Origin of the sequence: Caballeronia sp. BCC1704 (genome assembly GCF_902833455.1) — a bacterium.
GTDB lineage: Bacteria > Pseudomonadota > Gammaproteobacteria > Burkholderiales > Burkholderiaceae > Caballeronia.
The window spans coordinates 716699-736925 of the sequence record NZ_CADFFT010000004.1; the positions used below are offsets into that span (position 1 = coordinate 716699).

Genomic DNA, 20227 nt, shown 5'->3' on the forward strand with positions numbered 1-20227 from the left:
TTAATGTGCCTCCCGAGCTTGGCCCGTAAGACGCGCGCCGGCGACGTCGGCGCAGACGGTCGCGACCCGTTCGGTCGCGTCCGGTTTCGCCAGGGCGCGTGAGCGCGCGGCCATCTCCGCCAGCGTGTCGCGCGTCTGCGCACGCAACCAGCCGGCGAGCTTTTCCGCCGACAAGTCGCGTTGTTGTATCAATTCCGCTGCGCCGTTCTTCGCGAGGAACGCGCCGTTGGTCGTCTGGTGATCGTCGACGGCGAACGGGAACGGCACGAAGAGCGCCGCCACGCCGACCGCCGCGATCTCGGACACCGTCATCGCGCCGGAGCGGCAAATCACGAGATCGGCGGATGCGTACGCGCTCGCCATGTCTTCGATGAACGGCACGAGCTGCAAGTCTTCGCCGCGCGATAGACCGGCTGCCGCGTAGTTCGCCTGCAATGCTTCGATGTGCTTCGCACCCGCCTGATGCACGATGCGCGGACGTTCATCCGGCGACAGCAGCGCGAGCGCCTTCGGCACCGTTTCGTTCAGCGCGGCCGCGCCCAGACTGCCGCCGACAACGAGCACGTTCAGCTTGCCCGCGCGCGACGCGTAGCGTTCTTTGGGCGGCAATGTCGACGTAAGTTCCGCGCGAATGGGATTGCCGGTCCATTCGGCATTCGGCAGAGCATTGGGAAACGCGACGAGCACGCGCTTTGCGAGATGCGCGAGCGCCTTGTTCGCGAGCCCCGCGATGGAGTTCTGTTCGTGCAGCACGAGCGGGCAGCCCGCGAGCTTCGTCATGATGCCCGCCGGAAACGTGATGTAGCCGCCCATGCCGAGCACCACGTCCGGCTTCACCTGACGCAGCACGCGCAGGCTTTGCGAGCACGCGCGCAGGAGATTCACCGGCAGCATCAGCTTCGTCTTGATGCCCTTGCCGCGCACGCCGCCGAAGCGCACGCATTCCATCGGGATGCCGTGCTTGGGTACGAGCGTCGCTTCCATGCCGCTCGCGTTGCCGAGCCAGACGACGCGCCAGCCGCGCGCCTGCATCCAGTGCGCGACCGCGAGCCCCGGAAACACGTGGCCGCCGGTGCCGCCCGCCATGACCATCAGCGTGGGGCGTTGCGCGCTCATACTTTGCCTCCGCGCATGAGCACGCGATTTTCGTAATCGACGCGCAGCAGCACCGCGAGCGCGACGCAGTTCAGCAAGATGCCCGAGCCGCCGTAGCTGACGAGCGGCAGCGTCAGGCCCTTGGTCGGCAGAAGACCGAGGTTCACGCCCATGTTGATGAACGTCTGCGCGCCGAACCAGATGCCGACGCCCTTCGCCATCAGACCGGCGAACGTGCGATCCAGCGCCAGTGCCTGACGGCCGATCTCGAACGCGCGGCGCACGATCCAGTAGAACAGCAGAATCACGCAGATGACGCCGACGAAACCGAGTTCCTCGCCGATCACCGCGAGAATGAAGTCGGTGTGCGCTTCCGGCAGATAGTTGAGCTTCTCGACGCTGCCGCCGAGACCGACGCCGAACCACTCGCCGCGCCCGAATGCGATCAGCGAGTGCGTCAGCTGATACGCCTTGCCCTGCGCGTAGCGGTCGTCCCACGGATCGAGATAAGCGAAGATCCGCTCGCGACGCCACGGCGAGAGCCACACGAGCATCGTGAACGTGCCGACCGCCGTGAGCACCAGACCGCCGAAGAGCTTGCCGTTCACGCCGCCTAGGAACAGCACGCCCATTGCAATGGCGGCGATCACCATGAACGCGCCCATGTCTGGTTCGAGCAGCAGGAGCGCGCCGACCGCGCCGACCGCCACGGCCATCGGCAGAAAGCCCTTGCCGAAGCTGTGCATGAACTCTTGCTTGCGCACCGTATAGTTCGCGGCGTAGATGGTCACCGCGAGCTTCATGATTTCGGACGGCTGCATGTTCGTGATGCCGAGCGGAATCCAGCGGCGCGCGCCGTTCACGCCCTTGCCGATATGCGGAATCAGCACGATGACGAGCATCACGAGCGCGACCAGAAAGAGCTTCGGCGCGAGCTTGTCCCAGGTCTTCACCGGAATCTTGAACGCGATGACCGCGCCGACTAGCGCCGTCGCGACCGAAACGAGGTGCCGCACGAGAAAGTGATAGTCGCGGTACTGCGCGTACTTCGGCGAATCCGGCATGGCGATGGACGCGGAATACACCATCACGATGCCGAGCCCGAGCAACGCGATCGTCACCCACAAGAGCGAATGGTCGTAGTCGAGCATGCGCGAGCGCGCGGGACGCACGCCGTTGACGGCGCTCGAAATGCCGCCCGAGCGCCCGGCGAGCGAATCGTTCGGAACCGCGTTCCGCTGCCCGGTGATTTTCGATCCGAAGCGGTCCGACCAGCTCATAGCATCACTCCCCGCGCGGCGGCGATATCTTCGACCGCGCTGCGAAACACGTCGGCGCGGTGTGCGTAGTTCTTGAACATGTCGAGGCTCGCGCACGCGGGCGAAAGCAACACGGCGTCGCCCGGCTCGGCGATGCGCGATGCCGCCTCGGTCGCGGCTTCGAGCGTGGCGTGATCTTCGAGCGCGACGCCCGTCGATGCGAGCGTCTCGCGAATGCGCGGCGCGTCGCGGCCGATCAGCATCACCGCACGCGCCCAGCGCGCAACCGGCGCTTCCAGCGGCGAGAAGTCCTGACCTTTGCCGTCGCCGCCTGCAATCAGCACGACGCGTTGCGCGAGGCCATCCAGCGCGGCGACCGTCGCGCCGACGTTCGTGCCCTTGCTGTCGTCCACATAATCGACGCCGTCGATCTGCGCGATCACCTCCACGCGATGCGGCTCGCCGCGATACTCGCGCAAGCCGTGCAAGAGAGCGGCGAGCGGCAGGTCGATGGCGCGGGCGAGCGCGAGCGCGGCGAGCGCATTGGCCGCGTTGTGCAGGCCGCGAATGCGCAGCGCGTCGGCAGGCATCAGCCGCTTGGCAACGACGTTCGGCGCGGCGACATCCTGCTTGCGGCGGCGCGACGGAGCGGGTTCGTCGGCAGCGTCGCGGTCGATACCTTGCGCGAGCCACGCAATGCCGTTGTCGCGCAACAAGCCGTAGTCGCCGACCTTCGACGGCTCATCCAGCCCGAACGTCACGATGCGATCCTGCGCGATGTTTGCGGCGAGCGCCATCGTGCGGGCGTCGTCGCGATTCAGCACGCGCACCGTGCGCGGACCGAAGATGCGGCCCTTCGCGGCGGCGTAGGCGTCCAGGCCGCCGTGCCAGTCGAGATGATCCTGCGTGATGTTCAGCACGGCAGCCGCATCCGGCGCGAAGCTGTGCGATGTTTCGAGCTGGAAGCTGGAGAGTTCGAGCACCCAGACGTCCGGCAGCGCGGTTTGATCGATGGCTTCGGCGAGCTTGTCGAGCATCGCCGGGCTGATGTTGCCCGCGACCGCCACGCGCTTGCCCGCGCGTTCGCACAAAAGACCGGTGAGCGCCGTGGTCGTGGTCTTGCCGTTGGTGCCGGTGATCGCGAGCACCTTCGGCTCGTAGCCGTTCACGGCAAGACCGGCGAGCGCCTGCGCGAACAGTTCGAGTTCGCCCCACACCGGAATGCCGCGCTCCTTCGCCGCCGCGATCAGCGGCGCGAGGTCCGGCGCGAGCGGCGAAAGACCGGGGCTGATGGCAAGCAGTTCGATGCCGCCATCGAGCAGTCCGGTCGTGAACGCGCCGCCGACGAACTCCGCGTCGATGTTGTGAATCACCAGTTCCGACAGATTCGGCGGGTTCTCGCGCGTATCGGCGATCCGCAGCCGGCACCCGTGCCTGGCGCACCAGCGCGCCATCGCGAGGCCGGATTCACCGAGCCCCAGCACGAGCACCATCGGACTTTGCCGACCGGAAAACTTCTCGCCAAACATCGCTTTACCCTTTCCTGAGACCGAAGAAACCGCAGACGTGCACGATCAACGCAGCTTGAGCGTCGACAAGCCGAAGAGACACAACATCAACGTGATGATCCAGAAGCGCACCACCACTTGCGTTTCGGTCCAGCCGGACAGTTCGTAGTGGTGATGGAGTGGCGCCATCTTGAAGAAGCGCCGGCCTTCGCCGTAACGGCGCTTCGTGAACTTGAACCAGAAGACTTGCAGCATGACGGAGAGCGTTTCGGCCACGAAAATGCCGCCCATGATGAACAGCACGATTTCCTGACGAACGATTACCGCGATGGTGCCGAGCGCGCCGCCGAGCGCGAGCGCGCCGACATCGCCCATGAAGACTTGCGCGGGGTGCGTGTTGTACCAAAGGAACGCGAGGCCCGCGCCGCCCATGGCTGAGCAGAAGATCAGCAGTTCGCCCGCGCCGGGAATGTGCGGAAAGAGCAGGTACTTCGAATAGACCGAGCTGCCCATCACGTACGCGAACGCGCCGAGCGACGCGCCCACCAGCACGACGGGCATGATGACGAGACCGTCGAGGCCGTCGGTGAGGTTCACCGCATTGCTCGATCCGACGATCACGAAGTACGTCATCGCGATGAAGCCCCACACGCCGAGCGGATACGTGATCGACTTGAGGAACGGCAGCATGAGGTCGGCGCGCGCGGGCAGGCCCATCGAGAGGCCGCTGCGCACCCACGCCATGAAGAGATCGAAGACGCGCGTGTTGCTCGCCTCGGATACGCTGAACGCCAGATACACGGCCGCGAACAGGCCGATGACCGACTGCCACAAATACTTCTCGCGCGACGACATGCCGCGCGGGTCCTTGTGCACGACCTTGCGATAGTCGTCCACCCAGCCGATCACGCCATAGCCGAACGTGACGAGCATCACGATCCACACGAAGCGGTTCGTGAGATCGGCCCAGAGAAGCGTCGAAACCGCGATGCCCATGAGGATCAGCACACCGCCCATCGTCGGCGTGCCCGACTTGACGAGGTGCGTTTGCGGGCCGTCCTTGCGCACCGCCTGACCGACTTTCATCGCGGTCAGCTTGCGGATGACCCACGGGCCGCAGACGAGACCGATCAAAAGCGCCGTCGCGGTGGCGCCCACCGCTCGGAACGTAATGTAGGTGAACACGCGCATGAAGCTGGCGTCATTCTGAAGCCATTGCGCGAGTGCGAGTAGCATGCTGGTCCTTCTCTTTCTGTGAGTCAGTGTGCAGCGGGCGCATTGCCCGCCGCGGGTTGTTGTGGGCTCGTCAGGGCGTCCACCACGCGCTCCATCTTCATGAAGCGCGAGCCTTTCGCGAGATACGTTGCGCCGGGTCCGAACCCGGCTTGCTGAAGAGCGTCGATGAGCGTGGTCACGTCGTCGAAATGAACGGCGGTCTGCTTCGACGCCGCCGCGCGGAATGCGTTCACCGAATCGCGGCTCGCTTCGCCGAGTGCGAACAACGCATCGATGCCGCGCTCGGCCGCATACGCGCCGACTTCGCGATGAAACGCCGGCCCTTCTTCACCGACTTCCCCCATGTCGCCCATCACGAGCACGCGAGGCGCTGCCTGCGCCGCGAGCACGTCGATGGCGGCGCGCATGGAATCGGGATTGGAGTTGTACGTGTCGTCGATGATGGTCGCGCCCGCGAGCGCGCCCGTCACCGCGCGCTTCACCTGCAAGCGGCCCTTCACCGGCTGAAACGCTTCGAGGCCGCGCTTGATGACGTCCAGCGACACGCCCGCGGCCAGCGCGGCGGCCGTGGCCGCGAGCGCATTGCGCGCGTTGTGTTCGCCGAGCACGTTAAGCGCGATGTCGACGCGCCCTTGCGGCGTGCGGACATGAACCGTCGCGCCGTCGACCGTGCCCGTGACTGCCGCCTTCGACTCGTCGTCCGTCAGCGCGAAGTCCATGATCGGATTGCCGGTGGCCGCCACGCGCCAGATGCTCGCGTAGTGGTCGTCGGCGGGGAACACGGCCGTGCCGGTGTCGCCGAGCGCGTGAATGACGGACGCATGTTCGAGCGCGACGGCTTCGACGGTGGCCATGAACTCCTGATGCTCGCGCTGCGCGTTGTTGACTACAGCGACCGTCGGCGCAGCGATCTTGCCGAGCGCATCCGTCTCGCCCGGATGATTCATGCCGAGCTCGACCACCGCGAGCCGATGCGCCTCGCTCAGGCGAAACAGCGTGAGCGGCAGGCCCATGTCGTTGTTGAAGTTGCCCGCGGTCGCGAGCCGCGCGTCTTCGCCGACTGCCGCCGCGAAGATCGACGCGATTATCTCCTTGACCGTCGTCTTGCCGTTGCTGCCAGTGACGGCCACGAGCGGCATGCTGAAGCGCTTGCGCCAGCCGTGCGCCAGCGCACCGAGCGCCGCACGCGTGTCCTTTACCTTGATGACTGGCAGCGGCCAGGCATCGGAATTGCGCACATCGCGCGAGACGAGCGCGGCGGCCGCGCCGCTCTTCGCCACCTGATCGAGGAAGTCATGCGCATCGAAGCGATCGCCCTTCACCGCGACGAACAGATCGCCCGGCTGCACGCCGCGGCTGTCTGTCACGACGCGTTCGATGGCGATAGCTTCGTCGCCCTGAAAGACCGCGCCGGGAATCAGCGCGGCGGCTTCGCGCAAGGTGAACATCGTCATTCGCCGCCTCCGCGTTGTTGTGTGGCGCGTGCGGCAAGCGCGAGGCGCGCGTGATCCTGATCCGAGAACGCGCGCTTTTTGCCCATGATTTCCTGCGTGGCCTCGTGTCCCTTTCCGGCGAGCAGTACGACATCTTCGCGCGCCGCCGAGCGCAGCGCCTGCAGGATGGCGCTCGCGCGATCCTCGATGCGCCGCGCCTTCGCGGCGTTCTTCATGCCGGCGGCAATCTGGTCGATGATGGCGAGCGGATCTTCGCTGCGCGGATTGTCGCTGGTGATGACGACCTGATCGGCGAGACGCTCGGCGATTTCGCCCATCAGCGGACGCTTGGTCGCGTCGCGGTCACCGCCGCAGCCGAACATGCAGACGAGCTCGCCGCCGCGCGCGGCAGCGATCGGGCGCAGCGCAGCGAGCGTTTTTTCGAGCGCGTCGGGCGTGTGCGCGTAGTCGATCACGACGAGCGGCTCATCGTTTTGCAGCCGGCCGCCGAGACGCTCCATGCGGCCGTTGACCGATTCGAGCTTCGAGATGCGCGCGAGCGCGGCATCGAACGGAACGCCGACTTCCAGCAGCACGCCGAGCACCGCGAGCAGATTGCTCACGTTGAAGGCGCCGAGCGTGTTCACTTCGACTTCGGCCTCGCCCCAATCGGACGAAAGATGGAACGCGGTGCCCGTGGCGGTTGCGCGCACGCGGCTCGCGAGCAGCACGGCGTCGGCGCTCCCCGGCGCATCGGCCGGCATGTCGACGGTGTACGCAATCGTGCGGACCTTGCCGCGCAGCGATTCGATGAGACGCTGACCGGCGGCATCGTCGCGATTGACGATGGCCGTTTTCAGCGACGGCCACGCGAAAAGACGCGCTTTCGCGGCTTCGTAAGCCTCGAACGTGCCGTGATAGTCGAGATGATCCTGCGTGAGATTCGTGAAGATGGCGATGTCGAAGTCCGTGCCGTTCACGCGCCCCTGATGCAGCGCATGCGACGAGACTTCCATCGCGACAGCCTCCGCGCCTTGCGCCTTCAGTTGCGCGAGGCTGCGCTGAAGCTGCGGCGCATCGGGCGTGGTGAAGCCCGTGGACGCGAGCTTGCCCGGCATGCCGATGCCGAGCGTGCCGACGATCGCGCACGGACGACCGAGCGCGGTCAGCGCGGTGGCGATCCACTGGCTGCACGATGTCTTGCCGTTGGTGCCCGTCACGCCGACGGTGAGCATCGACGCGCTCGGCTCGCCGTACCACGCGGACGCAATGGGACCGGCGAGTTCGTTGAGCGCAGGCACGGCCAACGCCTTCGACGCGTCCGGCTTGCCCGCGAAGTTCTCCGGCTGATACAGCGCGGCAGCCGCGCCCGCGCCGAGCGCCGCGTCGAGATACGGCCGGTTGTCCGCGCCGTCGACGGCGTACGCCAGGAACACGTCGCCGCTTTTGAGCGAGCGCGTGTCGGCGTGCAACTGGGCCTCGGGCCGCGCATGCGCGCGCAGCCATTGAACGGCATGTGAAACGTCCTTCTGCATCTTGCTCTGACGGGGCGCGCTCATCGCACGACTCCCGGATGTGTCTTCGTGTTGCTCGAAACGGCGACTTTCTTCACCGTTTTAGCGTTGTTCGAACCGTTCGCGTTCGCGGGCTGCGCGGACGCTTGCGTGGCGGAATTGGACTCGTCCGTCACGACCATTTGCTTGACCGGCATGTCCGGCGGCATGTTCAGCGCGCGCAGCGTGTCGCCGACGATGCCCGAGAACACCGGCCCCGATACCTGCCCGCCGAAGTGGCTGCCCGCCGTCGGTTCGTCGACCGATACGGCCACTACGATGCGCGGATTCGGCATCGGCGCCATGCCGACGAACGACGCGCGGTACTTCGAATGATCGTAGCCGCGGCCCGCGTGCTTATACGCCGTGCCGCTCTTGCCGCCGACGCGATAGCCCGGCACCGCCGCATCCGGCGACGTGCCGTTCTTCGACACGACCGTCTCGAGCATGGCGCGAACCTCGCGCGCGGTGGTCGGCGAGAAGACTTGCTGGCCCGCCGGCGGCTGATCGCCCGGCGTGCGGAAAATCGAGACCGGCAGAATCGTGCCGTCATGCGCGATGGCGGTGTACGCGCGAGCCAGCTGAAACAGCGACGCCGACAAGCCGTAGCCATAAGACATGGTCGCCTGCTCGATGCGCCGCCAGTTCTTCCACGGCCGCAGACGTCCGGTGACGGCGCCCGGAAAACCGACTTTCGGCGCCTGACCGAGACCCAGGCTCGTGTACATGTTCCACATTTCCTCGGGCCGCAATTGCATCGCAATTTTGGTCGCGCCGATATTGCTCGACTTCTGAATCACGCCGCCGACGGTGAGCGTGCCGAAGCCGGAGTCGTCCGTGATGCGCGCGCCGTCCAGCACGAACACGCCGCCGCCCGTTTCGACGAGCGTATTCGGCGTCACGCGATGCAGATCGAGCGCGAGCGAAACGGTGAACGGCTTCATGATCGAGCCCGGCTCGAAAGTGTCCGTCAGAATGCGGTTGCGCAACTGCTCGCCGGTCATGCGCGAGCGGTCGTTCGGGTTGTAGGTGGGATAGTTGACGAGCGCGAGCACTTCGCCCGTCTTCACGTCGATCACCATCGCAGCGCCGGCCTTCGCCTTCGTCTTTTCGACGGCCGCTTTCAGGTCCGTGTACGCGATGTACTGAATCTTGCTGTCGATCGAAAGCTCGACGTCCTGGCCGTTATGCGGCACGACCTGTTCGTCGACGTCCTCGACGATATGCCCCATCCGGTCCTTGATGACGCGACGCATGCCCGGCGTGCCGGCGAGCACGCTCTGGTCGCCGAGTTCGACGCCTTCCTGACCCTTGTCTTCAATATTAGTAAAGCCGATCAGGTGCGCGGTGATTTCGCCTTCCGGATAGAAGCGTTTGTATTCGCCGCGCGAATAGATGCCCGGAATGTCGAGCGCCGCCACTTTCTGCGCGACTTCGAGCGGAACCTGACGCTTCACGTAGACGAACGTCTTGTCCATCGACAGTTTCGCGCGCAGGTCTTTCTGCGTCATGTCGAGCAGCTTCGCGAGTTCGGCGAGCTTGTCCGCGCCAAGATCGTTCGGGACGGCTTCGGGAATCGCCCAGATAGCCTTCACGGGCAGGCTCGTGGCGAGCACGAGGCCATTGCGGTCGCGGATCTGGCCGCGAGTCGCGGGCATTTCCAGCGTGCGCTGATAGCGGCTCTCGCCCTGTTTCTTGAAGAAAGCGTTGCCCGGGCCCTGAATCCAGAAGGCGCGTGCCGCCAGCGCGACGAACGCCATGAACAACAGGAACACGACGAGCTTCGAGCGCCACATGGGCAGGCGCACGGCGAGAATCGGGTTGGGCGTGTAGGCGACGTCCTTCTGCTTCGCGGATTTCTTCATCGTTTGACTCCGCGTGCGGACGGCGCCGAGGCAGGCAACGGCGGCGGCATGGGTGCTTCGGCGGCCTTCGCGGTCGCCGGGTCGTAGGTCAGGTATTGCGTGCGGCCGGTTGTCACGGGCTGCATCTTCAGTGAATTAGTGGCCAACTGCTCGATGCGCGAAGTCTTCGACAATGCGCTCTGCTGATACTGGAACTGCGCGTAATCCTGTTGAAGCTGGCGCTCCTGCGACTGCGCCCGCTGCAGTTCGATGAACACCTGCCGCTGCTTGTTCGTGGCGCTGACGACCGACAGCGCGCACCCGAGCACGACGATGAGGAGAAAAATGTTGAGACGGTTCATGGCGCGATGCGCTCCGCGATACGCATGACCGCGGACCGGGCGCGCGGGTTGTCGGCGACTTCCGCATCGCTCGGAAACACGCGGCCGACGATCCGCAGAGGCGGACTCGGCAGATCGACCGCGCGGATCGGCAAACGACGGTCCACCGCCGGCGCGCTCGATTGCGCCTGCATGAACCGCTTGACGATCCGGTCTTCGAGCGAATGAAAGCTGATCACGACCAGCCGCCCCCCTTGCTCCAACAACGAAAGTGCCGATTCAAGAACTACTTGCAGCTCCGCAAGCTCTTGATTGATGTGAATCCGTATAGCCTGAAAGGTGCGAGTTGCCGGGTCCTTGCCCTTTTCACGGGTCTTGACGACGTGACCCACGATTTCGGCAAGCTCGCGCGTGCTGACGAGAGGCCCAAGACGGTCGGACTCTGCCCTGCGAGCAACAAGCGCCTTTGCAATCTGAAAAGCAAACCGTTCTTCCCCATAATCTCTGATCACCTCCGTCATTTCCTGCACCGTGGCCCGCGCGAGCCACTCGGCCGCCGACTCGCCGCGAGTCGGGTCCATCCTCATGTCGAGCGGACCTTCCGCGCGGAAACTGAAACCGCGCTCGGGATCGTCCACCTGCGGCGACGACACTCCGAGGTCCAGCAACACGCCCGACACCCGCTCTATCCCGCGCTCGATCGCCGCGCTTCGCAACGCGGCGAAGCTGTCATGCACGATCGAAAAGCGCGGATCCTGAATCTGTTGCGCCGTGGCGATGGCGAGCGGGTCCTTGTCGAACGCGATCAGCCGCCCTGCTTCGCCCAGCCGCTGCAATACCGCCCGGCTATGACCGCCGCGCCCAAAGGTGCCATCTATATAGATACCGTCGGCGCGCGTGATCAGTCCGTCTACCGCTTCCTTCAACAGCACCGTGCGATGCTGCAAGTCATTTCCCATCGCAGGTGCCATGTTTTTCAGCGCCGCGTCAGAAAGTGAAGTTCTTTAGCGCTTCGGGCATGCCCTGCGCCATGGCTGCGGCTTCCTTCGCCGCGTACGTCTGCGAGTCCCACAATTCGAAGTGAGCGCCCATGCCGAGCAGCGTCACTTCCTTTTCCAGCGAAGCGGCAGCACGAAGCTCGGGCGAGACCAAGACGCGCCCGGCGGTATCGAGTTCGACATCCATTGCGTTACCGAGGAAAATGCGCCGCCACCACATGGCTTCCATGGGAAGCGCGGCAACCTTGGCGCGAAAGACTTCCCACTCCGGGCGAGGAAACAGCAACAGGCATCCATCCGGGCTCTTCGTGAGCGTCACCCGGCCTTCTGCCTGCCCTTGCAGCGCCTCCCGATAGCGGGACGGAACCGACATCCGCCCTTTCGCATCGAGCGTCAGCGCCGACGCCCCTTGGAACACTCGCCCCTCTCCCCGTTTGTCGCTGCCTGACTGTCGATGCCCACCGAGACGCCGCGCATGCCTTGAAACTGCCGAAAAGTAGTCGCCCGATCACACAAACAACCACTTTCTCACACTGTCTCCCACTTTAGAGGAACGGATTTCCTCGGTCAAGACGCGGGGCTTTTTTTCGGGGAGCTTTTACTCGTTAGAACAAGGACTTAGCGAAGGGACTTGTTGCCGGCAGGAAGGGGAAAATCGTTTGAAATTAGAGGGCTAGTGAGCGAAGCGAACGTAAAGTATGAACATGCGCACCGCAGACGCGTGAAATGTAACGGTTTCCGCGAGCGCTCGCGGGCGCTCGCCGGCTGGCATTCATCATACAAACCGCTTCACGCGACACTTCGGCGTCTATACATAGTATGCGGTGCGCGTCATCACCCTTGCTGCTGCACGCATCATGACACGGACCGGAAACGGCATCTCCGATCCACCCGCGCCGATGGCGGCCGCCGCGTGCGCGCTTTCGTCCTGCCGCATCTGCTCGACGATCGCGCGGGACGCGTAGTCGGTAGCGGGCAGCGTTTTCATGTGGCCATCGAGATGCTGCTCGACCTGGCGCTCTGTTTCCGCCATGAAGCCGAGGCTCGCGCGATCGCCGAAGCGCCCCGCGACGAAACCGATGGCGAGCGCGCCCGCATACCACAGAGGGTTGAGAAGGCTCGGGCGCGAATCGAGGTCCTTGAGACGCTGCGACGTCCATGCAAGGTGATCTTCCTCTTCGCGGGCGGCCTGCTCGAAGCTCGCCTTCAGGCCCGGTGATTGAGTCGCGAGTTTCTGCGCCTGATAAAGCGCCTGCGCGCAGACTTCGCCGACATGATTCACGCGCATCAGACCGGCCGAATGAGCCTTTTCCTCGTCGGTGAGTTGCGGCGCGTCAGCGACCATGCCGCCCTCCACGAGAACCGGCATGTTCGATTGCGGCACAGGCCGCGACATGCGGCTTACTCCGGTCATGGAACGCAGGCCGCGATCGAACTCGCCAATGATTTCATCGAGCGTCATGTTCTCACCTCGTTGTTGATGTCATCGTTTTCGCGCAATGTCGTACGGGACGATTAGCAATCCCTATTCTCCCGGTCAGACATGCGAAAACGGCCGTCGACGAGCGCCATTTTTTGTAATTAGGGCAAACACGACTCGCAAAACTGCTGCAAAACCAGGATTTTAGCGCATGTTGCGTAAACGTCACACGTGGCCGCGGGCGCGGTCCCTTTTCCTTTGTGCGAAAAGTCGTGTTTGTTACATTACGTGTCACTTCGCAAAGAAGACCCCGGCAGGGACCGTCAACACACTGGCGCTAGAACAGTGACCTTGCCAAACAAGTCGCAAAACACTCCTTGGAGATCTACACAATGAAAAAGTCGCTTCTCGCTCTCGCAGCATTGGGCGTCTTCGCTGGCGCCGCACATGCGCAGAGCACCGTGACGCTGTACGGCATCATCGACGCAGGCTTCGCATATTCCAATAACGTCCGCGGTCAGAAGCTGTATTCGATGAGCAGCGGCAACGTGCAGGGCAGCCGTTGGGGCCTGCGTGGCACGGAAGATCTGGGCGGCGGCCTGAAGGCCCTGTTCGTGTTGGAGAACGGCTTCAACGTGTTTAACGGCCGTCTCGGCCAAGGCGGCTCGGAGTTCGGCCGTCAGGCGTATGTCGGTCTGTCGACGGCGCAATTCGGCACGGTCACGCTAGGTCGCCAGTATGACTCCGTGGTCGACTTCACCGGCGCGTTCGAAGTCGGCAGCCAGTGGGCGACGTACTACGGCGCGCACCCGGGCGACCTCGACAACATGAACAACACGAACCGCGTGAACAACGCGATCAAGTTCACGAGCGCCAACTACGCAGGTTTCTCGTTCGGCGGTCTGTATAGCCTCGGCGGCAACGCTGGCCAGTTCAACCGCAACCAGATTTGGTCGGTCGGCCTCGGCTACTCGCAAGGTCCGCTGCAATTGGGCGCGGGCTACCTGAACGTCAAGGACCCGAACTATTCGTTCTTCGGCAACACGCCGGCGTCGAGCGCGACCGCCTCGAACATGGGCGCCACCCGCGTCTATTCGGGCTACGCTTCGGCTCGCACGCAGCAAGTGATCTCGGCGGGCGCGGCTTACACGTTCGGCGCAGCGACGGTCGGCGCGACGTATAGCAACACGCAATTCAAGGATCTCGGTTCGGAGCCGGGCACGGGTCTGATCGCGCCTGGCGGCTTCACGGGCGGCACGGGCAAGTTCCACAACGCCGAAATCAACTTCAAGTATCAGTTGACCCCGGCCCTGCTGGTTGGCGCTGCCTATGACTACACGAAGGGTTACGGCCTGGGCAATGCCAAGTATCACCAAGGCATGCTCGGCGCGGACTACTTCCTGTCGAAGCGCACCGACGTGTATATCGACGGCGTCTATCAACACGCTTCGGGCACGGACTCGACGAACCAAGGCGCAGTCGCCAACATCAACGGCCTGTCGCCGTCGTCGACGTCGAACCAGGTCGCAGCGCTGGTCGGTATCCGCCACAAGTTCTAAGAAGCTCGTAACAACAAAGCAGGATCTGTTAAAAGGCGCCTTCGGGCGCCTTTTTTTCGTCTCATGATCCCGCCACGCGCCATAAAAAAAGCCCCCGCGTCTTTGCGACGCGAAGGCTTTGATAGAACTTACCGCGATTCGCTCAGACCGTACCGTCGCGCAACTCGCGGCGTAGAATCTTGCCGACGTTGCTCTTCGGCAAGTCCTTGCGGAATTCGATGATGCGCGGCCTTTTATAGCCCGTCAGCCGTTCCTTGCAGAACGCGATCACGTCCGCTTCGGTCAGGTTGTCGTCCTTACGCACGATGAAGAGCTTCACCGCCTCGCCCGAATTCTGATCCTTCACGCCGACCGCAGCCACTTCGAACACGCCCGGCAGCATCGCCACGACATCCTCGATTTCGTTCGGATACACGTTGAAGCCCGAGACGAGAATCATGTCCTTCTTGCGATCGACGATCTTCACGTAGCCGCGCTCGTCGAACACGCCGACATCGCCTGAGCGGAAGAAACCATCGGGCGTCATCACCTTGGCCGTTTCGTCCGGGCGATTCCAGTAGCCGGCCATCACCTGCGGTCCCTTGATGCAGATCTCGCCGGCCTGCCCGAGCGGCACTTCGTTGTTGTCGTCGTCGCGGATGGAGACTTCGGTCGATGGCAACGGCAAACCGATGGTGCCGGTGTACTCGGTGGCCGTCACCGGGTTGCACGTGACGCAGGGTGAAGTCTCCGACAGCCCGTAGCCTTCGACGATAGGCACGCCGGTCACCGCGAACCAGCGCTTTGCGACTGCTTCCTGGACCGCCATGCCGCCGCCGTTCGCCGCGATCAACTTGGAAAAATCCAGCTTCGAGAAGTCGGGATGATTCAGCAACGCGTTATAGAGCGTGTTCACCGCCGGGAACGTGTTGATCGGAATGCCCTTCAGTTCCTTGATGGTGCCCGCGATATCGCGCGGATTCGGAATCAGCACGCCGAGCCCGCCCGTGCGGATGGTGAGCATGCCGCACACCGTCAACGCGAAGATGTGATACAGCGGGAGCGCGACGACGCACACGAACTGGTCGATGTCGGGCCGCTGTCTGCGCGCCGGTTCCAGCCACACCTCGGATTGCAGCACATTGGCGATCAGATTCCGATGTGTCAGCGTCGCGCCCTTCGCCACGCCGGTGGTGCCGCCGGTGTATTGAAGGAACGCGACGTCGTCCGGTGTCTGCGCGACCGGCTCCAGCGCGTGGCGGCTGCCTTCGCTGATCGCATCGTTGAAGCGGATGCTGCCCGGCAAGTTGAACGCAGGCACCATCTTCTTCACTTTTCGGACGACGAAATTGACCAGCAGGCCTTTCATGCCCATCAGGTCGCCCATTGCCGCGACGACGACATGCTTGATCGCCGTGTTCTTGACTACGGCTTCGAGCGTGGTCGCGAAGTTCTCCAGAATGACGATGGCTTCCGCGCCGCTGTCGCGAAGCTGATGTTCCAGTTCGCGCGGCGTGTAGAGCGGGTTCACGTTCACGACGATATAGCCCGCCCGCAGCACGGCGGCGATGGCGACCGGGTATTGCAGGACGTTCGGCATCATCAGCGCGACGCGCGCGCCGCGCTTCAAGCCCTTGTGCTGCAGCCATGCAGCGAGCTTTTTCGACATGTCGTCGAGCTCGCCGTAGGTGATCGCCTGCCCCATGCAGAGGAAGGCGCGACGGTCGCGGTTGTTGCGGAAACTGTCTTCGAGCAACTGCGAGACCGACCGGTACGCCGACACGTCGATCTCCGCAGGTACGCCGGCCGGATACGATTTCAGCCAGAGTTTCTCCATACGGCGTCTCCTTATTTAATTTTCGAATGGTCGTGCGAAAACAGGATGCTAGCCGCTCCCTTCCGTTCCGACAATCCGGTTAGACGCCGCATTCCAGACCACTTCGGGTCGGGTCTTTCCATACTTCTCAATGCACTGACTCCACTTCCACCAGGCAATCGTAGAACGTCGCCGATCCCCCCAGATCGGTCAAAGCCTGGCTCGTTACTTGATTGGCATTGCAGCCATCGGGGGACAACTTCTTCCACCAGATCGACAAGCCGACAACCACGCCTTCGCGCGCCCGATCGGTGACACGCGCACGCGCCTGCATCGACCCGCGATCGTTGAAGATCCGCACTTGAGCGCCGTCCGCGATACCGCGTGCGTCCGCGTCCGCCGGGTGAATGTCGAGATGCGGCTCCGCCTCGGTCGCGCGCAGACTCTCGATGTTTACGAAGCTGCTGTTCAGGAAGTTGCGCGCGGGCGGCGAGATCATCGCGAGCGGATAGCGCGCGGCGAGTTCCGGCGCCACTTCCGCCGACTCGTACGGGGGAAGGTAATCCGGCAGCGGGTCGAGACCTTCGCGTGCGAGACGTTCGCTGAAGAATTCGCACTTTCCTGATGGCGTGCGAAATCCTCCCTGCGCGAGCGGCGCGTCGGGAATGTCGAGTTCGAGCCAGCGCGACGCCTTTAGTGCTTCCCATCCGCGGCCCTTCAGCGTGGGGTCGTCCCAGCGAAAGGCTTTCGACGCAATCTGCTCGTCGGTTTCGAAAAGAGCTGGCTCGGTGAGATGCATCGCGCGGGCAAGGCCGCGAAAGAAATCGGTGTTCGGACGAGACTCGCCCACCGGCGGTATAGCCGGCAGGTTCGCCATGATGTGCGTGTGGCCGTACGACTTGTGGACGTCCAAGTGCTCGAGCTGCGTGGTCGCCGGAAAGATGAGATTGGCGTAGTCGGCAGTATCGGTCTGGAAGTGCTCCAGCACGATGGTGAACAAGTCTTCGCGCGCGAAGCCGGCCGCAACTTTCGCCGAGTCCGGCGCAACGGCGACCGGGTTCGAGTTGTAGACGATCAGGGCTTCGATTTTCGGCCCGAACGCGGCATCGCCCGGATGGAGCAAGGCGTCGCCGATTGCGTTCATATTGATGCTGCGCGGCAGCTTGTGCGGCCAGCCCGGCAGCAAATCCGGGCGTTCGAGCGCGGCATTGTCGACCGGTGCCCAGCCCGACGACGACAACAATAGACCGCCCGACCGCTCGCGCCACGCGCCCGTCAGCGACGGCAGACACGCGACGGCGCGCACCGCGTTGCCACCGCCGCGCACGCGCTGCATGCCGTAGTTCAGGCGGATGGCGGCTTTCCTGGTCGAGCCAAACGCACGCGCCAGATCGACGACGGTCTGTTCCTCGATGCCGCAAATTGTCGCCGCGCGCGACGGCGGATACTCTGCGGCCCGCGCCGCGAGTTCGTCGAAACCGACGGTGTGGTCTGCGATGTACGCGTGATCCACCAGGTTCTCGCGGATCAGCACGTGAATCATGCCGAGCGCGAGCGCCGCATCCGTTCCCGGCCGCAGCGCGATGTGCTGATGACATTTCTCGGCCGTCAGCGACCGGTAGGGATCGATCGCGATGAGTTTCGCACCGCGCCGCTTCGCCTCCTGCGCGCGCGTCCAGAAGTGCAGGCTCGAGGCGATCGGATTCGAGCCCCAGATCAGGATCAGCTCGCTTTCCTCGAAGAACTCGACGTGCATGCCGATGCCCGCGCCATACGTATAGCGCAGCCCGGCCGCACCAGCTGCCGCGCAAATCGTGCGATCCAGTCGTGACGCGCCCAGCACATTGAAAAGACGCGCGGCGATGCTCTCTCCTTGGACGAGGCCCATCGTTCCAGCGTAGCTGTACGGAAGGATTGCTTCCGGCGCACGGCGCGCGATCGGACCGAGGCGCTCGGCGGCTATTCGCAGCCCCGCGTCCCAGCTGATCCGTTCGAACCGATTGGAGCCCTTCGGCCCGACACGAATCAGCGGCGTCAGCAGGCGGTCCTTGTGATGCGTTCGCTCGGCGTATCGCGTGACCTTCGTGCAGAGCACGCCTTGCGTCGGCGGATGATCCGGGTCACCACTCACCTTCACTGCCCTGCCGTTCTGTACGGTCACGCGCATCGCGCAGGTGTCGGGGCAATCGTGCGGGCAAACGGCTCGGGCAAACTCGGCTGGGGCGTTCATCGGATGGTCCGGTCAATCGGCAAGGGCGGCAGATACCAGAATTCTATTACGCCGGCTATGCGGCCGTCCGTCCGATGCCTCAAATAGTGACGGCGTAGAATGAACCAGCGGTGCATCACACGGTTGGTCCGAATTCAAACAAGCGAGCAGTTCAATGAATCTGATTCCGGAAATCGAAGCATCTCACGATGAAATCCAGGCTCTCCGACGAACGATCCACGCTCATCCCGAACTGCGTTATGAAGAGGTAGGGACTGCGAAACTGGTGGCGGAGAATCTCGAACGCTGGGGGATTGAGGTCCATCGAGGATTGGGCAAGACAGGCGTCGTCGGCGTTTTGAAGCGTGGGACGGGGCGCGGGTCTATCGGGTTGCGTGCCGACATGGACGCCTTGCCGATTCAGGAGATCAACAGCTTCGGCCACAAATCGACTCACGCCGGACGCATGCACGCGTGCGGCCACGACGGGCACACGGCCATGCTGCTAGGCGCGGCCAAATACCTGGCGGAATACGGCAAGTTCGACGGGACGGTTGTCTTCATCTTTCAACCGGCAGAAGAAGGCGGCGCCGGCGCGAAAGCCATGATCGACGATGGACTTTTTACGCGCTTTCCAGTCGACGCAGTTTTCGGCGTACACAACTGGCCCGGAATTCCGGCAGGGCACTTCGGCGTGACGGAAGGACCGATCATGGCGTCGAGCAATGAGTTCCGTATCACCGTCCGCGGAGTAGGGTCCCACGCCGCTTTGCCGCATAACGGACGGGATCCCGTCTTCAGCGCGGTTCAAATCGCCAATGCGCTGCAAAGCATTATCACGCGCAACAAGAAGCCGCTCGATACGGCTGTGTTGTCGATTACCCAGATTCACGCGGGCGATGCGGTCAACGTGGTGCCCGACCATGCGTGGCTGGGCGGAACGGTGCGTACTTTTACGGTGGAAACGCTCGATTTGATCGAAGCGCGTATGCGGAAGATCGTCGAATCGACCGCTTCGGCTTACGACTGCGAAGCTGAAGTGTATTTCCATCGAAACTATCCGCCGACGATTAACGATCCGGCGCAGACGAGATTCGCGGCCGAGGTAATGGCTGAAGTGGTCGGCGAGCAGAATGTCGACTCCTCCGTCGAACCGACGATGGGCGCTGAAGACTTCTCGTTCATGCTGCTTGAGAAGCCCGGCTGCTACGCGTTTCTCGGTAACGGAGATGGGGCGCATCGTGCGCACGGACACGGTGAAGGTCCGTGCATGCTGCACAACGCGAGCTACGACTTCAACGACGCGCTTTTGTCGGTCGGGGCTTCGTATTGGGTCAGGCTCGCTGAGCGGTTCTTAGCCCGATGATCTAGGGGCTCAGTCGAGTGGCGCGACGCTCTATGTCGCCCCAAACGCAAAAACCCCACCTTTTCGGGGTGGGGTTTTTGTTTTGCAAGGGGGAGCCTGACGATTACCTACTTTCACACGGGCAATCCGCACTATCATCGGCGTGGAGTCGTTTCACGGTCCTGTTCGGGATGGGAAGGGGTGGGACCGACTCGCTATGGTCATCAGGCTTTAAGGGGATGTTGTCTCGCCTGTTGGGCGCTACAACCAATCGGGGAAGAAGTAGTGTGTTGGGTGGCGATTGTGGGCACAGCCGCTACTCAGCCAGTGGCCCCCTTCGGGGGTTGCATTGAGTAAGCGCTAAAGCGCTAACTCACTGCGAAACACACTGGTTATAGGATCAAGCCTTACGGGCAATTAGTATCAGTTAGCTCAATGCATTACTGCACTTACACACCTGACCTATCAACGTCCTGGTCTGGAACGACCCTTCAAGGGGCTCGAAGCCCCGGGGATATCTCATCTTAAGGCGAGTTTCCCGCTTAGATGCTTTCAGCGGTTATCTCTTCCGAACATAGCTACCCGGCGATGCCACTGGCGTGACAACCGGTACACCAGAGGTTCGTCCACTC

General features: G+C 63.4%; 15 protein-coding genes and 2 rRNA genes. 2 read left to right on the forward strand and 15 right to left on the reverse strand.

From position 1 onward, the window contains the following. The 11 genes from murG to coq7 all read right to left on the reverse strand — a co-directional run bounded on the left by murG (position 1) and on the right by coq7 (position 12729). A complete protein-coding gene (gene murG / locus HWX53_RS23065) occupies positions 1 to 1116 on the reverse strand; it encodes an undecaprenyldiphospho-muramoylpentapeptide beta-N-acetylglucosaminyltransferase (RefSeq protein WP_175945183.1) in 1116 nt (371 codons plus the stop codon). Next, positions 1113 to 2375 carry a putative lipid II flippase FtsW gene (gene ftsW, locus HWX53_RS23070; RefSeq protein ID WP_175945185.1) on the reverse strand — a complete coding sequence of 421 codons (1263 nt, stop codon included), beginning with the start codon at positions 2373 to 2375 and terminating at the stop codon, positions 1113 to 1115. Before ftsW ends, murG begins: the two co-directional genes overlap by 4 nt. Then, the gene (gene murD / locus HWX53_RS23075) at positions 2372 to 3883 is read right to left on the reverse strand and encodes a UDP-N-acetylmuramoyl-L-alanine--D-glutamate ligase (protein ID WP_175945187.1); all 1512 of its coding nucleotides are present in this window, start codon (positions 3881 to 3883) and stop codon (positions 2372 to 2374) included. Before murD ends, ftsW begins: the two co-directional genes overlap by 4 nt. A gap of 45 nt (positions 3884 to 3928) precedes the next feature. Further along, entirely contained in the window at positions 3929 to 5098 is a 1170-nt protein-coding gene (gene mraY, locus HWX53_RS23080; protein WP_175945189.1) for a phospho-N-acetylmuramoyl-pentapeptide-transferase, read from the reverse strand. Positions 5099 to 5121: 23 nt separating this feature from the next. Beyond that, positions 5122 to 6552, reverse strand: coding sequence for a UDP-N-acetylmuramoyl-tripeptide--D-alanyl-D-alanine ligase (gene murF / locus HWX53_RS23085; RefSeq protein WP_175945192.1), 1431 nt, complete (start codon positions 6550 to 6552; stop codon positions 5122 to 5124). Beyond that, complete coding sequence (locus tag HWX53_RS23090; protein WP_175945194.1) at positions 6549 to 8090, reverse strand: UDP-N-acetylmuramoyl-L-alanyl-D-glutamate--2,6-diaminopimelate ligase; 1542 nt, start codon at positions 8088 to 8090, stop codon at positions 6549 to 6551. Before HWX53_RS23090 ends, murF begins: the two co-directional genes overlap by 4 nt. Then, positions 8087 to 9949 (reverse strand): penicillin-binding protein 2, encoded by a 1863-nt coding sequence (locus HWX53_RS23095; protein ID WP_175945197.1) that lies wholly within the window; start codon positions 9947 to 9949, stop codon positions 8087 to 8089. The genes HWX53_RS23090 and HWX53_RS23095 overlap by 4 nt, the downstream gene beginning before the upstream one ends. Continuing rightward, on the reverse strand, positions 9946 to 10290 hold the full coding sequence (gene ftsL, locus HWX53_RS23100) for a cell division protein FtsL (protein ID WP_175945199.1): 345 nt from the start codon (positions 10288 to 10290) through the stop codon (positions 9946 to 9948). The genes HWX53_RS23095 and ftsL overlap by 4 nt, the downstream gene beginning before the upstream one ends. Beyond that, a complete protein-coding gene (rsmH, locus tag HWX53_RS23105; RefSeq protein ID WP_175945201.1) occupies positions 10287 to 11240 on the reverse strand; it encodes a 16S rRNA (cytosine(1402)-N(4))-methyltransferase RsmH in 954 nt (317 codons plus the stop codon). Before rsmH ends, ftsL begins: the two co-directional genes overlap by 4 nt. Before the next feature lie 16 nt (positions 11241 to 11256). Next, entirely contained in the window at positions 11257 to 11685 is a 429-nt protein-coding gene (gene mraZ, locus HWX53_RS23110; protein ID WP_040050492.1) for a division/cell wall cluster transcriptional repressor MraZ, read from the reverse strand. 390 nt (positions 11686 to 12075) lie between these two features. Beyond that, on the reverse strand, positions 12076 to 12729 hold the full coding sequence (gene coq7 / locus HWX53_RS23115; protein WP_175945202.1) for a 2-polyprenyl-3-methyl-6-methoxy-1,4-benzoquinone monooxygenase: 654 nt from the start codon (positions 12727 to 12729) through the stop codon (positions 12076 to 12078). A 350-nt stretch (positions 12730 to 13079) separates the two neighbouring features. Here coq7 and HWX53_RS23120 point away from each other — a divergent pair, with 350 nt between their 5' ends. Then, entirely contained in the window at positions 13080 to 14246 is a 1167-nt protein-coding gene (locus HWX53_RS23120) for a porin (RefSeq protein ID WP_175945204.1), read from the forward strand. Positions 14247 to 14388: 142 nt separating this feature from the next. Here HWX53_RS23120 and HWX53_RS23125 read toward each other — a convergent pair whose 3' ends face one another. Both HWX53_RS23125 and HWX53_RS23130 read right to left on the reverse strand, forming a co-directional pair. After that, positions 14389 to 16062, reverse strand: a complete 1674-nt coding sequence (locus tag HWX53_RS23125; RefSeq protein WP_175945206.1) for a long-chain fatty acid--CoA ligase — start codon at positions 16060 to 16062, stop codon at positions 14389 to 14391. Between the two features lie 127 nt (positions 16063 to 16189). Next, positions 16190 to 18271, reverse strand: a complete 2082-nt coding sequence (locus HWX53_RS23130) for a molybdopterin oxidoreductase family protein (protein WP_175945208.1) — start codon at positions 18269 to 18271, stop codon at positions 16190 to 16192. Positions 18272 to 18425: 154 nt separating this feature from the next. On the opposite strand from HWX53_RS23130, the gene HWX53_RS23135 reads away from it, so the two are divergent. After that, positions 18426 to 19616 (forward strand): M20 aminoacylase family protein, encoded by a 1191-nt coding sequence (locus HWX53_RS23135; RefSeq protein ID WP_175945210.1) that lies wholly within the window; start codon positions 18426 to 18428, stop codon positions 19614 to 19616. Between the two features lie 94 nt (positions 19617 to 19710). Here HWX53_RS23135 and rrf read toward each other — a convergent pair. Together rrf and HWX53_RS23145 are read right to left on the reverse strand one after the other, a co-directional pair. Next, a 5S ribosomal RNA gene (gene rrf / locus HWX53_RS23140) occupies positions 19711 to 19824 on the reverse strand. Positions 19825 to 19991: 167 nt separating this feature from the next. Next, positions 19992 to 20227, reverse strand: a 23S ribosomal RNA gene (locus HWX53_RS23145); the annotation flags it as partial.

Excerpts from the sequence above, each read along its gene's own strand:
- murG (WP_175945183.1), bottom strand. The coding sequence starts at position 1,116 with ATGAGCGCGCAACGCCCCACGCTGATGGTCATGGCGGGCGGCACCGGC.
- ftsW (WP_175945185.1), bottom strand. The coding sequence starts at position 2,375 with ATGAGCTGGTCGGACCGCTTCGGATCGAAAATCACCGGGCAGCGGAAC.
- murD (WP_175945187.1), bottom strand. The coding sequence starts at position 3,883 with ATGTTTGGCGAGAAGTTTTCCGGTCGGCAAAGTCCGATGGTGCTCGTG.
- mraY (WP_175945189.1), bottom strand. The coding sequence starts at position 5,098 with ATGCTACTCGCACTCGCGCAATGGCTTCAGAATGACGCCAGCTTCATG.
- murF (WP_175945192.1), bottom strand. The coding sequence starts at position 6,552 with ATGACGATGTTCACCTTGCGCGAAGCCGCCGCGCTGATTCCCGGCGCG.
- HWX53_RS23090 (WP_175945194.1), bottom strand. The coding sequence starts at position 8,090 with ATGAGCGCGCCCCGTCAGAGCAAGATGCAGAAGGACGTTTCACATGCC.
- HWX53_RS23095 (WP_175945197.1), bottom strand. The coding sequence starts at position 9,949 with ATGAAGAAATCCGCGAAGCAGAAGGACGTCGCCTACACGCCCAACCCG.
- ftsL (WP_175945199.1), bottom strand. The coding sequence starts at position 10,290 with ATGAACCGTCTCAACATTTTTCTCCTCATCGTCGTGCTCGGGTGCGCG.
- rsmH (WP_175945201.1), bottom strand. The coding sequence starts at position 11,240 with ATGGCACCTGCGATGGGAAATGACTTGCAGCATCGCACGGTGCTGTTG.
- coq7 (WP_175945202.1), bottom strand. The coding sequence starts at position 12,729 with ATGACGCTCGATGAAATCATTGGCGAGTTCGATCGCGGCCTGCGTTCC.
- HWX53_RS23120 (WP_175945204.1), top strand. The coding sequence starts at position 13,080 with ATGAAAAAGTCGCTTCTCGCTCTCGCAGCATTGGGCGTCTTCGCTGGC.
- HWX53_RS23125 (WP_175945206.1), bottom strand. The coding sequence starts at position 16,062 with ATGGAGAAACTCTGGCTGAAATCGTATCCGGCCGGCGTACCTGCGGAG.
- HWX53_RS23130 (WP_175945208.1), bottom strand. The coding sequence starts at position 18,271 with ATGAACGCCCCAGCCGAGTTTGCCCGAGCCGTTTGCCCGCACGATTGC.
- HWX53_RS23135 (WP_175945210.1), top strand. The coding sequence starts at position 18,426 with ATGAATCTGATTCCGGAAATCGAAGCATCTCACGATGAAATCCAGGCT.